General features: G+C 36.0%; 14 protein-coding genes. 11 read left to right on the top strand and 3 right to left on the bottom strand.

The window, feature by feature from the left end; translation table 11 throughout:
• Positions 1–13: 13 nt before the first annotated feature.
• The gene (locus tag Ana3638_RS00735; RefSeq protein WP_161836135.1) at positions 14–1378 is read right to left on the bottom strand and encodes a citrate/2-methylcitrate synthase; all 1365 of its coding nucleotides are present in this window, start codon (positions 1376–1378) and stop codon (positions 14–16) included.
• A 538-nt stretch (positions 1379–1916) separates the two neighbouring features.
• On the opposite strand from Ana3638_RS00735, the gene Ana3638_RS00730 reads away from it, so the two are divergent.
• The 4 genes from Ana3638_RS00730 to Ana3638_RS00715 all read left to right on the top strand — a co-directional run bounded on the left by Ana3638_RS00730 (position 1917) and on the right by Ana3638_RS00715 (position 4236).
• Positions 1917–2402 carry a methylglyoxal synthase gene (locus Ana3638_RS00730; protein ID WP_161836133.1) on the top strand — a complete coding sequence of 162 codons (486 nt, stop codon included), beginning with the start codon at positions 1917–1919 and terminating at the stop codon, positions 2400–2402.
• Between the two features lie 192 nt (positions 2403–2594).
• Positions 2595–2750: a rubredoxin gene (gene rd / locus Ana3638_RS00725; RefSeq protein WP_161836131.1), complete on the top strand. Its 156-nt coding sequence runs from the start codon at positions 2595–2597 to the stop codon at positions 2748–2750.
• Between the two features lie 75 nt (positions 2751–2825).
• Entirely contained in the window at positions 2826–3365 is a 540-nt protein-coding gene (gene rbr / locus Ana3638_RS00720; protein WP_161836129.1) for a rubrerythrin, read from the top strand.
• 274 nt (positions 3366–3639) lie between these two features.
• Positions 3640–4236, top strand: a complete 597-nt coding sequence (locus Ana3638_RS00715; RefSeq protein ID WP_330588006.1) for a Crp/Fnr family transcriptional regulator — start codon at positions 3640–3642, stop codon at positions 4234–4236.
• A 169-nt stretch (positions 4237–4405) separates the two neighbouring features.
• Here Ana3638_RS00715 and trxA read toward each other — a convergent pair whose 3' ends face one another.
• Both trxA and Ana3638_RS00705 read right to left on the bottom strand, forming a co-directional pair.
• Complete coding sequence (trxA, locus tag Ana3638_RS00710) at positions 4406–4714, bottom strand: thioredoxin (protein WP_161836127.1); 309 nt, start codon at positions 4712–4714, stop codon at positions 4406–4408.
• Positions 4715–4786: 72 nt separating this feature from the next.
• Positions 4787–5047, bottom strand: a complete 261-nt coding sequence (locus tag Ana3638_RS00705; protein WP_161836125.1) for a glutaredoxin family protein — start codon at positions 5045–5047, stop codon at positions 4787–4789.
• A 300-nt stretch (positions 5048–5347) separates the two neighbouring features.
• Here Ana3638_RS00705 and Ana3638_RS00700 point away from each other — a divergent pair, with 300 nt between their 5' ends.
• From Ana3638_RS00700 to Ana3638_RS00675, 7 genes are all read left to right on the top strand, one after another.
• Positions 5348–6571, top strand: a complete 1224-nt coding sequence (locus Ana3638_RS00700) for an FprA family A-type flavoprotein (RefSeq protein WP_161836123.1) — start codon at positions 5348–5350, stop codon at positions 6569–6571.
• Between the two features lie 288 nt (positions 6572–6859).
• Positions 6860–8308, top strand: a complete 1449-nt coding sequence (locus Ana3638_RS00695) for an amidase family protein (protein ID WP_202621547.1) — start codon at positions 6860–6862, stop codon at positions 8306–8308.
• 509 nt (positions 8309–8817) lie between these two features.
• Positions 8818–9816 carry a LacI family DNA-binding transcriptional regulator gene (locus Ana3638_RS00690; protein ID WP_161836121.1) on the top strand — a complete coding sequence of 333 codons (999 nt, stop codon included), beginning with the start codon at positions 8818–8820 and terminating at the stop codon, positions 9814–9816.
• Between the two features lie 65 nt (positions 9817–9881).
• Positions 9882–11255, top strand: a complete 1374-nt coding sequence (locus tag Ana3638_RS24545; RefSeq protein WP_202621546.1) for a hypothetical protein — start codon at positions 9882–9884, stop codon at positions 11253–11255.
• A gap of 11 nt (positions 11256–11266) precedes the next feature.
• On the top strand, positions 11267–13093 hold the full coding sequence (locus Ana3638_RS24540; RefSeq protein WP_202621545.1) for a hypothetical protein: 1827 nt from the start codon (positions 11267–11269) through the stop codon (positions 13091–13093).
• Positions 13094–13310: 217 nt separating this feature from the next.
• A complete protein-coding gene (locus Ana3638_RS00680) occupies positions 13311–14639 on the top strand; it encodes a glycoside hydrolase family 30 protein (protein WP_161836119.1) in 1329 nt (442 codons plus the stop codon).
• A 264-nt stretch (positions 14640–14903) separates the two neighbouring features.
• Positions 14904–15197: a hypothetical protein gene (locus Ana3638_RS00675; protein ID WP_161836117.1), complete on the top strand. Its 294-nt coding sequence runs from the start codon at positions 14904–14906 to the stop codon at positions 15195–15197.
• Positions 15198–15246 lie beyond the last annotated feature (49 nt).

The raw sequence follows: 15246 nt of genomic DNA, 5'->3' as shown, positions 1-15246 counted from the left end.
ATAATATATTGCATTATCTTTCCTGGATCGGTACGTATTCCTTATGCTTTGCTACGCTCTTATAAGCTGGACGTATGATTTTACCTGCATTAATCAACTCTTCAATGCGGTGGGCACTCCATCCGGAGATTCTGGCAATTGCAAAAATCGGAGTATATAATTCAAGTGGAAGATCTAACATGCTGTAAACAAAACCGCTGTAGAAGTCTACGTTTGCGCTGACTCCTTTATAAATCTGGCGTTCTTTGGCTATTACTTCCGGAGCAAGGTTTTCAACTAAATTATATAATTTAAATTCATCGTTTCTGCCCTTTTCTTCGGAAAGCTTTTTAACAAAACCCTTGAAGATATTGGCCCTTGGATCGGAGATAGAATACACGGCATGCCCCATACCATAGATAAGGCCCGCCTTATCAAAGGCTTCTTTATGAAGCAGAGCAGCCAGGTAAGCACGTACTTCATCTTCATCGTCCCAATTCTTAAGATTCTTTTTCATATCCTCAAACATCTGAACAACTTTAATGTTGGCGCCGCCGTGTTTCGGGCCTTTTAAGGAACCCAGAGATGCAGCGACAGAAGAATAAGTATCAGTACCCGTGGAGGTTACCACATGAGTTGTAAAGGTGGAGTTATTACCACCGCCGTGTTCTGCATGTAATACTAAAGCTACATCCAATATCTTAGCTTCCAACGGAGTAAATTTACTGTCCGGCCTTAACAGATGAAGAATTAATTCGGCTGTGGAAAGGTTTGGATCCGGAGTATGGATAAATAAGCTCTGACCGTCATGATAATGGCGGTATGCCTGATATCCATATACGGACAGAAGCGGAAATAAGGAAATCATCTGCAGAGACTGTCTCATTACGTTGGGAATGGTAATGTCATCTGCCATATCATCATAAGAATATAAGGTTAATACACTTCTTGCCAGTGTATTCATCATATCACGGCTTGGAGCTTTCATAATGATATCACGGACAAAGGATGTAGGTAAGGAACGGTACTCTCCTAATAATTTTTTAAAATTCATAAGTTCTTCGTTATTCGGCATTTCACCAAATAAAAGAAGATAAGTAGTCTCTTCAAAACCATAACGGTTTTCATTAATAAAGCCATCTACAATCTGTTCAACGTCAATACCACGATAAAATAATTTACCTTCACAGGGAACATATTCGGAATCGACAATAATATGGGAGCGTACTTCAGCAATCTCGGTAAGTCCGGTTAAAACGCCTTTACCGCTTACATCACGTAAGCCGCGTTTTACATCATATTTCGTATAAAGAGCAGGATCAATCGCACTATTCTTTGCACACAAATTTGATAAAGCTAATATTTCTGGTGTAATGGTTGAAAAAGTGTTGTTGTTCATATTTACCTCCTGTTTGTTAACCAAAAGTACAACTTACGAATAGGGAAAGCAGATATGCAAATAATCAACTAATCATGTTTTATTTACATACCACTAAGTAAGACGAATCATGTACTGGTTGAATAAAGTTGTATTTTGGGATTTACTGTATACAAGTATATTGTAGCACAAAAATGTATCAATAACAAGAAAATTTACTTTTATATCAAAAACTGGAAATTGAAAAGTAGTATTTAATCACAAAAAACTGTTAAAAATACATTGTGTTAACATGCCGATAATTAGAGTATCCTTATATGAAACTTTACTTATCCCAAATGTTTCAGTTATTTTAATTTGAAAAATCCTGCAAATATCAATATATTTTAACAATACTTCTTTTGAATGATAGATAAGGATTGCATTTTTTTAGAAAAGCAATTATGATAGAATTATCTAAGAAATTGTCTTAGTGTATATTAGGAAGAGTTATTAAATAATATGGCAATAATTAAAAAAAGTTTCAATCCATAAAAACTTATGGATAAAGGGAGGCAGCATGTTATTAGACGATTACATTTATTTTAAAATTGGAAAGAAAAAAAGTATTGCATTAATAGCCCATGACGGAAAAAAACAGGAACTGGTACAATGGGCAGATAAAAATAAAGATATATTAAAAAATCACTTTTTATGCGGCACAGGAACTACAGCACGCCTTATTTCGGAACAAACAGGACTTCCGGTTAAGGGATACAACAGCGGCCCATTAGGCGGTGACCAGCAGATTGGATCCAGAATCGTTGAGGGAAATATTGATTTTGTCGTATTTTTCTGGGATCCTTTAGAATCACAGCCTCATGATCCTGATGTAAAAGCTCTGCTTCGAATCGCTGTCGTATATGATATTCCAATCGCCAATAATGAAGCTACCGCTGATTTTTTACTTGCATCCAAATATATGGATGAAGAATATGACCGTAAAGTAGAAAACTTCAATAAGAATATGCTTGCAAGAATTGAAAAATTTTCACAGCCGGAATAAGATTAAGACAAATTGATAAGCAATGATAGGACGTAATAAAACGAAGTTTTTAAATTATAAATATTTTATTAAATTTTCTTAGTATAAATTGATTCAGTTGCTATAATCTGCCTTTTATGTTATAATTTCAGTATCTTTACAACATGTTTTACCAAAATATGATAAAGAAATTAAATTATGGAGGTTTTTATTATGAAGAAATATGAATGTCCTTGTGGTTATGTATATGATCCCGAAGTAGGAGATCCTGAAAACGGAATTGAACCTGGAACAGCATGGGAAGACCTGCCTGATGATTGGACATGCCCTGTTTGCGGTTTAGAGAAAGATGCTTTTACTGAAATCTAATAATACATATAGTCAGAGAGCGTGTACATTTGTACAAGCTCTCTTTTCTGAAGTCCAGAAAGAAAGGAACTAACAATGAAAGAATTAAAAGGAACTAAAACGGAAGCGAATTTAAAGGCCGCTTTTGCCGGAGAATCACAAGCCAGGAATAAATATACCTATTATGCATCTAAAGCTAAAAAAGAAGGATATGAGCAGATTTCAGAGTTATTTTTAGAAACTGCTAATAATGAAAAAGAACATGCAAAAATCTGGTTTAAACTGCTTCACGACGGGATGCCGGATACACAGGCTAATTTACTGGATGCAGCAGCCGGCGAACATTATGAATGGACGGACATGTATGCTGATTTTGCAAAAGAAGCGAGAGAAGAAGGCTTTGACCGTATCGCATGGCTTTTTGAGGCAGTTGCCAAGATCGAAAAAGAACATGAGGAAAGATACCGTAAGTTATTATCCAATATTGAAGAAGGACTGGTATTTTCTAAAGACGGAGATACCGTTTGGCAATGCAGTAACTGCGGTCATATACATATTGGGAAAAAGGCTCCGGAAAAATGTCCGGTTTGCGATCATCCCCAGGCTTATTTTAGGGTTTTAGCAAAAAATTATTAATAATATATTAAAACAACTGGTTTAAAGGCTTCAGAGATGGTAACACACCTGTCTGAAGCTTTTTCTTTCGGTATACTAAGGAACATATAATCCATGAAAAACGTAACGAGTATAAATATAAAAGAATACGGTGTTGTAATTGGCCAGGATAATGTTATAATAAATTATGATAATCGTTAGTCAGGAGGGATGATATGCTGTCGGAGTATGATTTGAAATATATACCTCAGGTGTTAACATTTTGGGATAAATTAAGTAATTCACAAAAAATCTTATTATTAATAATATTTCTCCGGTTCATTATGAGAAAGGAAGCCGGGTTCATAGTGGCGAGAATGACTGTATCGGTGTTTTACTAATTAAAAAAGGTGAGCTGCGAATTTATATTTTATCGGAAGAGGGGAAAGAAGTAACTCTTTACCGTTTAAGAGATAATGAAATCTGTATTTTGTCAGCCTCCTGTATATTGGATAATATCACTTTTGATGTTCATGTGGATGCGGAAGTTGACAGTGATGTCTTGCTTATTGATTCTTATTATTATCAACAGTTGTGCAGACAGAATATTTATGCTGAAAATTTTACGGATAAACTTGTAATTGATTCTTTTTCCGATGTTATGTGGGCTATGGAACAAATTTTATTTATGAGCTTTGATAAACGTTTGGCAATCTTTTTATTGGATGAAATAACCAGAAATCAATCCGAATCAATCGAACTTACCCACGAACAGATCGCAAAATATATTGGAAGCGCCAGAGAAGTGGTATCACGCATGCTTAAGTATTTTGCCCAGGAAGGGATTGTGGAACTTTCAAGGGGCGGAGTTAAAGTAATTGATAAGAAAAAGTTAAAACAACTGATTCTTTAAATAGGGTTTTTATAAAAAGCGGATAATAACTGCCGGTACAGCAGCTGTTATCCGCTTTTTGCCTGAAATATTTTTATTATTTCAAAGCTTCAGTTGCCCTATGGGCAAGATTCTGCGCTAAAATTGTATTAATTGCATGGTATATAGATGCAATTATGGTATTATGCAATTATTTTAACAAATTCAATATATTTTGCTTGGATTGTACACCAATGGTTGAATTATGAACTTTTCCGTCTTTCATAACTAATAGAGTCGGTATGGACATAATTTTAAAATTCTGGGCAAGTTCTCCTTCCTCGTCAACATTAACTTTACCCACTTTTATATCTGAAATTTCATTTGCAATCTCATCCACAATGGGAGAAACCATTTTACACGGTCCGCACCAGGAAGCCCAGAAATCAAGCAAAACCGGTTTGTCGGAATTAATTACTTCTGAATCAAAATTATCTTTTGTTATGGTAAGTATACTCATAATGTCATCTCCTTTGTATTATTGATAGCCGTATCATATAACGGTTTTACGGAATTTTCCGTGATTTAGTTACTAAGATAATGCATTATTAAATAGCAGCTCAATTGCTTTTTTATTCGGTACACCCTCGTGCACTTTTTCTGAATCCAAATAATAGGTGGGAACATAATAATAGTCATAAGAGTTGGCAACCTCCGGTTCCAGTTCCTCATCAATTATCTGAATCTTTAAATTTTTGTATCTAGGATTCTCATTCATAAGTTCGTCCATGAATTTATGGGCTTGTTTGCAATGGGGGCACCAGCTTGTCTCAAACATTGTTATAGTTTTCATGGAATGCATCCCTTCTTTCGTCTTTTTATTACTATATCATTCTTTTTTTATCCTGTAAATATGTTATAGTTTATTATTCTCTCCTTAATTGTTCATTTAATTCCAAAATAAACGGAATAATAAATACATAGCGATAAGAACGTATATAGTAATCTTGATAAATTGATTTTTTAATCACGTTTACTTTAAAAAGTAATCGAGTTATTATGACAAGTAATTTATATATTTTTATAATACCGGTTGACTAAGTATTTAATTAAAGCTAAAATGATGTTAATAATATAACAAGGAGGTTTTACTATGAAGGTAACGAATATTGCGGATGGAATATATCAACTTTCCATTAATGTAGAAAATATATTATTTGAAGGTTTCTGGGAAATCCCGAACGGAGTTTCTCTGAATTCATATATTATCAAAGGTTTAAAAACTGCCATTATAGATGGTGTTTGCGGTTGGGATGGCGTACCGGATACCCTGTTTGGTTTAATTGAACAATTAGATATAGCACCGGAATCGATAGAATATCTTATCGTGAATCATATGGAACCGGACCACTCCGGTTGGATTGAAGCATTTAAAAAAATAAATCCGGACTGTAAAATCGTCTGCAGTAAAAAAGCAAAGGATTTACTAAATTCGTTCTTTGGCATAACGGAAAATATTATAGTGGTTGGAGAAAATGATACTCTGGACTTAGGAAACGGACATCTATTAAACTTCGTAGAAATACCCAACGTACATTGGCCGGATACCATTGCAGAATTAGATACACTGACCGGAACTCTATTTACCTGTGATGCGTTTGGTTCTTTTGGTAAAATTACCTCTTCCGTCTATGCTGATATGTTATCGGAAGAAGACCTTGCCTTACACGAAAAAGAGACAACACGTTATTATTCCAATGTACTTGCTTATTTCTCCATGCAGGTTAAAAAAGCAGTAGCTAAATGCCAGGCTTTGCCCGTAAAAATGATTGCACCTGGTCATGGACTTATTTATAGAAATCCAAAAGAAATAATGGATGCTTATTTAAAATATGCAGATTATCAAAAAGGACCTGCAAGAGAAGAGATAACCCTGATCTGGGGATCCATGTATGGTATGACAGAAAATGCTGTTAACTATGTAATTAAGCAGCTTCAAAAAGAAGATATCCTTGTGCATGTACATCAGGTGCCTAAAGAGTCCTGGGGTACCGTACTTGCTTCGGCATGGACGTCAACAGGTATTATATTAGCTATGCCAACATATGAATTTAAAATGTACCCACCTATGGCCTCCGTATTAGAAGAATTGGGTAAGAAAAAAGTAAATGGACGAAAAGCTTTCCGTTTCGGTTCCTATGGATGGTCCGGCGGTGCCCAGAAAGAACTGGATGAAATAATGACAAGGCTTAACATGGGATGGGAATTTATAGAACCGGTAGAATTTACAGGAAACCCGGGAGCGAAAGATCTGGAGCGCGTCGGTGAACAGGTTAAAAAACTGGTAGAAGAAGTAAAGAATGCAGTCAGAGGTTAAGCGGTATAGTAAATAGAATCTATTTTATTTTCATATGTATTTATTTTGGCTCTTTGTCAAATATAAAGTTATAGATGATTTAACTTTATATTTGACAAAGAGTTTTTTTATTTCACAGGAGAGTTTATCTTACACTTGTCACTGAAGTGGCAGTACGTCGGCGCACGGGTCTGACAAGCCAGACTTTTGCTTTTTGCAAAATCATAAACAACTCATAATATTATAGATTATAGCCATACTTTATATATACGTTTTTATGGTTCACAATGAAAAGAAGGGATAATTATTTTGAACAGTAAATTTGATGTCAGGGAAACAACCATATTAGGAATACTGAATGCATTTTCGAAAAAACTCATACAATCTGAGGATTTGGTTTATGAGTATTTAAATAGAATAGCCAGATATGATCATGGCGGCCCGATGTTAAATTCTATTTTGGAATTAAATCCGGATGCAATTCATACAGCAAAAGCTTTGGATTATGAAAGAATTCATAAAGGGACACGAAGTAAGCTTCATGGTATACCCATTCTGGTTAAGGATAATATAGAAACCGCTGATAAAATGCATACCAGTGCAGGTTCCTTAGCCTTAAAAGATTGGTATTCAAAACGGGATGCATTTCTTATCCATAAATTAAGAAATGCCGGTGCAATCATATTAGGAAAGACAAATATGACAGAATGGGCTAATTATATGTCTGATCAAATGCCTGCCGGTTACAGTTCAAGAGGAGGGCAGGTGTTAAATCCTTACGGGACAGATTATTTAAGTACAGGCTGTTCCAGTTCCGGATCAGGGGTGGCAGTAACGAGCAATTTTTGTTGTGCTGCCATTGGAACAGAAACCACTGGTTCTGTAATCGATCCCTCCAGCCGTCTTGGTATTGTAGGAATAAAACCAACAATTGGTTTAGTGAGCCGAAGAGGAATTATACCGGTTTCTCATTTGCAGGATACCGCAGGTCCTATGGCTAGAACAGTAGAAGATGCAGCAATTATTCTTGGTGCAATAGCTGGATACGATGAGGAAGATCCCATTACCATACTTAGTCAGAAAAATGGGTATTCTGATTATACCCGGTTTCTGGACCAAAGTGGTATAGAAGGTTACCGAATTGGAATACCTCGTGAATATTTTTTTGATGACCTGTCTGATGAAGAAATTGCTGTTATTGAAAATGCTGCGGGTATTATGAAACAGCTTGGTGCAGTAATGGTAGATAATGTGGTTGTATCACATGCGAAAGAACTCAATTCCAAGACAATTGAAATCTATGAATTTAAAACTAATATCAACTATTTTTTATCAAACCTGGATAGTCATTTACCGGTACATTCTTTATCCGAGTTAATAAGTTATAATAAAACCCGGGCAGATAAGATGTTAAAGTATGGTCAGATTTATTTTGAAATGGCAGAGCAGACTACAGGTACATTAACAGAAGAAAAGTATATCTCAAGAAGATTAAATGAATTGACCCTAAGTAAAGAGGGAATCGATTCAGCTATGGCTGAATATAATCTGGATGCGCTTTTGTTTCCAAGTGATAAAGCAACACCTATGGTAAACAAAGCAGGTTATCCCCTTATTACTGTTCCTGCAGGAACTCTAAAAGATGGAAGACGTATGGGTATTACGTTTAATGCTGAAGCATTCAGTGAACCAAAACTCATGAAACTGGCTTATACTTATGAACAACATACCAAAAACCGGGTTCCGCCAGATCTATAAGTTTAGTCTTACGAGTAGTCCCCCGCCTACAAAAGGGTAAGGGGGGAGGCCCAGAGTTACCTGTTTCAGTCGGAGAGGGGGACCCGGCTGAAATACCTGCGTACTGCAAAACATAATATAATAGATTAGACCTCTTATGGGCCAGGCCGCCAAGTTTGGTACTTTTTTAATGTGATAATAGACAAAACTACTAAAAGGTATATCAAAGGTTTGGTAAGTATATAGAATAAGTACAAAATACTTTTACATAAAAACGATTTTATCAAATAATGTAAAGATATGATAGTGTTTTAACCCATCATTTGCAAATAACAAAATATAAAAAATAATAGATTGGAGTTAATGCATAAAAAATAAAATATATAATCTATATAATTATAATTAATATACAAAAAATATATTCCAATCTCCTGTAAAATTCCAATAAAAATGTTTTTATGTATTGTAATTTTATATAATCCATTTTAAGCAGACATAGGTAGACAGTATGGAAGAATGGAGTGTACAAAATGGTAACAATAAAGGATGTGGCCAAGGAGTCCGGAGTAGCTATATCAACAGTATCCAATGTGTTAAATAATGTGGAGGTGGTAAGTGCAGAAACCCGTAAGAAAGTTCTGGATGCAGTGGAAAAACTAAAGTATGTTCCTAACATGAACGCAAAATTTTTAAAATCATGTAAAAAAAATACGATTGGTTTATTCTTACCCAGTATCCAGGGTGATTTTTATAAAATGCTCATGCAGGCAATCCATCTGCAGTGCAAAATGAGGGGATATCTATTAAATATATATGTGAGTAATGAAAATACCAGCGAAGAAATATATGGTATGATTTTATCTTCCGGTGTGGAAGGAGCAATCGTTTTCAATGAGCGGTTATCTGATGAGTATATTGACAGAATAGCCGAAAAGAAAATGCCTGTTGTGTTTATTGACCGGGAATATTCAGGTGATCATATATCCAGTGTAATTATAAACAATTCAGAGGGCGCTGCATTGGCCGTTGAATACCTGATAAAACAAGGGCATAGACGAATCGGGTATATACACGGTATCGAGAATTATGATGATGAAGCCAGGTTTAAAGCTTATGTTGGTGTACTGGAGAAATATACACTGCCCATTGATGATTCCATAATTTTAAGAGGCTACTTTGAAGAAGCGGTAGCTTATAGTGAGATGAGGGTATTGCTTTTAAAAGGAACCCAATTACCGGATGCTTTTTTTTGTGCTAATGATGAAATGGCTTGGGGATGTATCCGTGCATTAACCGAAGCAGGAATCAAAGTTCCGGACCAGGTCAGTATAATGGGATTTGATGATAATACCCTTGCTCCTTATTATAATCCGCCGCTTACAACAATCCATAGTCCGGTTACTGAGCTTGGTAATGTCAGTGCAACGGAATTATTAAGGCTTTTACAATATGACCAACCGGCGGAGGGGAAAATATACCGGTTATCACCCAGTCTGGTAACCAGAGATTCCTGTAAACTCTGTATTTAAACCCCTCCACCCCAATACTGTCAATTTCGCAATTATTTATATATTTCTATAGAAATGAGGTTAATATGGGACAATATTATTTGGAGGGTAATGCGTACGTCATTAGAGATTACGATAAGTTACCCGCTTTTTCCAGCTTTCTGCCCGGGTTGGCAGGAATAAAAGGAATTCCCCTCTGGGTTTTTTATACCAACCGTGGACAGGGGGTAAATAGTTTTGGGATACATAATAAAAATAATGCAATTATGGAATTCAATCCGGCTAATACGGCATATGAGAATACGGCAATTAAGGGCTTCCGTACTTTTATTCAATGTAATGGAGAATTTTTTGAGCCATTTTTTAGTTTTGGCAAGGAGGCTGTCCGAAATCTTTACATACGGAAAAACAGTTTTACCATAGAAGAGATTAATTCCCGTCATGGAATAAAAACGACAGTAAAATATTATGTAATACCAAATGACAGTATCGGCGGACTGGTCAGAAACGTCCGTATAAAGAACATAGGCACTGAGGTTAAAGAAATTCACCTATTGGATGGAATGCCAAAGATTATTCCCTATGGAATCAAGAACGGGGAATATAAAGAAATGTCCAATCTTTTAAAGAGCTGGTCGGAGATTAAAAATACGGAGAATAATATCCCCTATTATACGCTTCGTGCTTCCAGCGATGATTCCGCGGAAGTTTCTGATGTTGAGGGAGGATATTACTATTTAACGGTTCAGGAGAATAAGGTGCTTCCGGTTATCTGCGATGCCCAGGTTATTTTTGATTATGATACTTCATTAGTAAATCCTATCGGATTCATAGAAAACGGTTTGCATTCTGTTATAGGGAAAAATCAATGCTTTGCTAATAAAGTTCCATGTGGATTCACTGCGGCAGAATTTCATTTAACCCCAAATAAAGTATATGAATTTAATACTGTCGTTGGTTTTGCCGGTTCTGTAGATCAGATTAATGAAAAAAGAAAAGATTTCTGCCGGAACGGTTATTTTATACGGAAAGAAAAACAGGCGGACGAAGCAGCGGATATTCTTACCGAGGATGTGAAAACTCACACGGCTGACCCTCTCTTTGATGAATATGTAGAACAGTGTTATCTGGATAATTTCTTAAGAGGCGGATATCCATATGTATTTAATAAAGAGGATAATAAAGCGGTTGTCCATTTGTTCAGCCGTAAACACGGGGATCCGGAACGAGATTATAATTTCTTCTCCATTGCAGGGGAGTATTATTCACAGGGAAATGGAAATTTCCGCGACGTAAGCCAGAACAGAAGAAATGATGTATTTTTTAATAAAGAAGTGGGAGATTATAACATAAAGACTTTCTTTCAATTAATACAGATTGACGGCTATAATCCCTGGAGGTACGGCCGGCTACCTTTACTGTTAAGAAACAGTTTAAAAAAGAAATCAATGAATATATAGAGCAAAATGCGGTGGGTGATACGGATAAACTGAATAATATTCTTAAGAAGTCCTTTACTCCCGGTGAAATAGCAAACGCTATAGCCCGTAACCACATAACAGTAAAGGCAGATGAGGATATCTTTCTTACCAATATCCTAAGATTCTGCCATCAGAATACGGAAGCAGGTTTTAACGAGGGATATTGGAGTGACCATTGGGATTACAATCTGGACCTTATTGAAAATTATCTTACGGTATATCCTGATAACATAAAAGAACTGTTGTTTGAAGATAACAGTTACCGATTTTTTGACAGTCCCGCCCGGGTACTTCCAAGAAGTGAAAAATATGTGATACATAAAAACGAAGTTCGCCAGTATGGTGCTATTGTAGAAGATGAAATAAAAAACGGCTATAAAGGGTTTAATAAAAAAGGAACGAACTGGCTGAAAATCAAACCGGAAGACAGGAAAGAGTTTGACTATGCCACAGCTCCCGTTGCCAAAACCACGCTGATGGTAAAACTGATTTCCCTGGCTTTGAATAAATTTGCCACCTTGGACCCCTATGGTATGGGAATTGAGATGGAAGGGGGAAAGCCTGGCTGGAATGATGCTATGAACGGACTTCCCGGTTTATTTGGAAGCGGTATGCCGGAGACTTTTGAATTAAAAAGGTTAATCGCTTTTATCTGTGATACCGTTAGGTTAAAACCAAGGCTGTTTATTCCAGCGGAAATATACGGGTTTCTTATAAAAGTATCCCAAGTCCTGAACAGAGCGAAGAATGAGAAATGGAGTGATTTTGATTATTGGGAAGCGGTAAGTACCTTAAGGGAGCAGTACCGGGAAACAACCCGGTTTTATTTAAGCGGAGAGCAGCAGGAGATGGATACAAGTGAAATCCATACTATTTTTATGGACTTTGCGGAAAAAGTGGAAACCGGAATCAGAAAAGCCAATGGTTATGGTGATGGAATAGTTCCGACCTACTTTACCTACCGTGCCAGCCGATTTACTCCTGTTATTACAGGGGATGGGCAGCCGGATATCAGCCATTACGGACTGCAAAAGGCTGTTGTAAGGGAATTTGAAATAATTCCTTTGCCTGCTTTTTTAGAGGGGCCCGCCAGAATGTTAGGTACAATGGACAAAGAAGCTGCTGATTTATTATGCAAAAATATTAAGAACAGTGATCTTTATGATAAGAAGCTGAAAATGTATAAAACCTCTGTGCCAATCGGGCATATTTCCATGGAGAACGGAAGAATCAGAGCATTTACTCCGGGATGGCTTGAAAGGGAAAGTATTTTTCTGCATATGGAATATAAATATCTGCTGGGTATGTTAAAGGCCGGTTTATATGAGAGATATTATGAAGAGATAAAGCACACATTGATCGTATTTTTACCTCCGGAAGTATACGGAAGAAGTATCTTAGAAAATTCCTCATTCCTTGCTTCCAGTGAGAATCCGGACAGTCAGGTACAGGGCAGAGGTTATGTTGCCCGTTTAAGCGGTTCCACTACGGAGTTGTTAACCATGTGGATACATATGTTTATAGGCAGTAATATATTTACCTGCAAAGATGGTGAACTGCAATTAAATTTTAATCCCAAACTCCCGGGTTGGTTTTTTGACGAAAAAGGAGTAGTTTCTTTTAAACTGTTATCTCGTTGTACGGTGACTTATTGGAATCCGGGGCGTAAATCTACTTACGGTGAAAATGGTGCTACGATAGATAGTATTGAAGTAAACGACGGTAAGGAAATCGTTGCGGGGAATGTCTTAAAAGGAGATCTTGCAGAAAGAATTCGAAACGGGGAAATCAAGTCAGTTAAGGTAAATATGGTCTGACGATTTTATGTAATTACTAACCAAACTGTTTGCATGTTTATGAGTCAAACCATAATAAAATATAGGCATACTCCCTGGCCGGTTGATGCCGTATAATTTGGACAAAAATACATAACTCAATATTCGTAAAATATTCTTTACATGGACTTTCGTACCAAGATCAAAATTAACAAATTATAATATAAATGATTAAAATAACAATAATAAGGAGTTTATCATGAAATTAATTATTACCCGTTATGAAAATAATAAAAAACACACCATATCCCAGGATATTGAATTAATTGAGGATAAAGGAGCCGCCATGAATGTGGTAAATATTTATCCGGATATAGAATACCAGACATTTCACGGTTTTGGCGGAGCGGTTACGGAAGCGGCAGGATATGCATATTCTAAGTTAAGCAAGGAAAATCAGGAAAAGGTTATAGATAAATATTTTGGTAAAGATGGAAATCGATATAATATGATACGTACCCATATCGACAGCTGTGATTTTTCTTTGAATAACTATGAAGCGATGTCTGATCCGGAAGATGTGGAAATGAAATCCTTTACCCTTGCCAGAGATGAAAAATACATTCTTCCCTTACTAAATGCAGGTCAGAAAAAAAGAGGAGAACCCTTTGATTTAATGTTAACACCCTGGTCCCCTCCGGCATTTATGAAAACAAATGGAGACAGAAATCACGGCGGTAAATTAAAAGCCGAATTTATGGGATTCTGGGCCGAATATATATGCCGTTATATTAAAGAATATGAGAAAAAGGGTTTCCCTGTAAACAGAATAACAGTACAAAATGAACCGGAAGCGGTACAAAAATGGGATTCCTGTATTTTTACAGGGGAAGAAGAGAAAGTTTTTTTAAGAGATTACTTATATCCGGCATTCATTAAAAATGATCTGTCTCATGTTAAGGTTAATATATGGGATCACAATAAAGAAAGATTGTACGAACGCGCCAAGGCTGCCATTGATGGAGAAACGGATAAAATGGTGGATGGAATTGCATTTCATTGGTATACGGGAGATCATTTTGAAGCAATTGGTATTACGAGGGATGCTTATCCGAAAAAAGAGCTTCTGTTTACGGAGGGATGTGTGGAATACAGCAGATTCAGCGCAAGCCAGCTGCAGAATGCACAGATGTATGCTCATGATATCATAGGTAATATGAATGCCGGTATGACAGGATTTCTTGACTGGAATATCTTTTTGGATGAAAAAGGCGGGCCGAACCACGTTAATAACTATTGTGATGCACCAATTATGATAGATACTGAAAATGACACTTTTGAAGAAAAACTTTCCCTTGATTATATCGGACATTTCAGCAGGTACATAGAAAAAGATGCAAAACGTATCGCATTCACAAAATATACCGATCGGTTGGAAATGACCGCTCTTAAAAATCCGTGTGGGTCCATTGTTATGGTTGCTTTAAACAGGACGGAGAAAGAGCTGCCGGTATCCCTTCGAATGAATGGTAAGACGGCAGACATTACTGTACCGGGTAATTCGATTGCTACTGCTTTAATGAGCTGAATAAATTTGTAAAAAATTTGAAATTATAGTTGCAAATTATAAAATAGTGTGATATATTCTCTTTATATTAATAATTGTTGATAGGCAAGGAAGTCAAGACACGTTTGTTTTGACTTCCTTTTTTACGTGACAACGAAAAATGAATGAACCTATACTTATGAAACTTGTAACGATATAACTAATTTCAATGGATTGATTATTTAACAATGGAGTTTAAGCTGAAACCGGCTTAGGCTCTTTTTTTTTAGTTTAGGAGGTATCATTATGAAAAAACAAACTCAAATTGTTATTGCAAGACAAAAAGCGGTGTCTGTTTTAATTCTTTATACGGTAACTTTAATGATTATTTTTTTAGGTATTTTTTTTACTGCCTTTAGTTTGATAAATGGCATTAATATCAGTGTATTAAATTCCCGGATACCGGGAGTGATTTTCGGATTATTGGTTTTATACCTTGGCATTCGCTATTACTTATCCGTAAGTAAATTAAAAGAAGAGTTATCAAAAAGTACTTACGAGTTTTCCTGGAAAAATTTTAAAAAAAATAATAAAAATTAATAGGTATAAAGCAGATGAATTATCTGTTTAAATAAAAGGAGGTATTATT

The sequence above is a fragment of the Anaerocolumna sedimenticola genome, from assembly GCF_009931695.1.
Classification (GTDB): domain Bacteria; phylum Bacillota; class Clostridia; order Lachnospirales; family Lachnospiraceae; genus Anaerocolumna; species Anaerocolumna sedimenticola.
The sequence above is the reverse complement of the archived record's forward strand: the minus strand, read 5'-3'. Positions and strand labels throughout refer to the sequence as shown.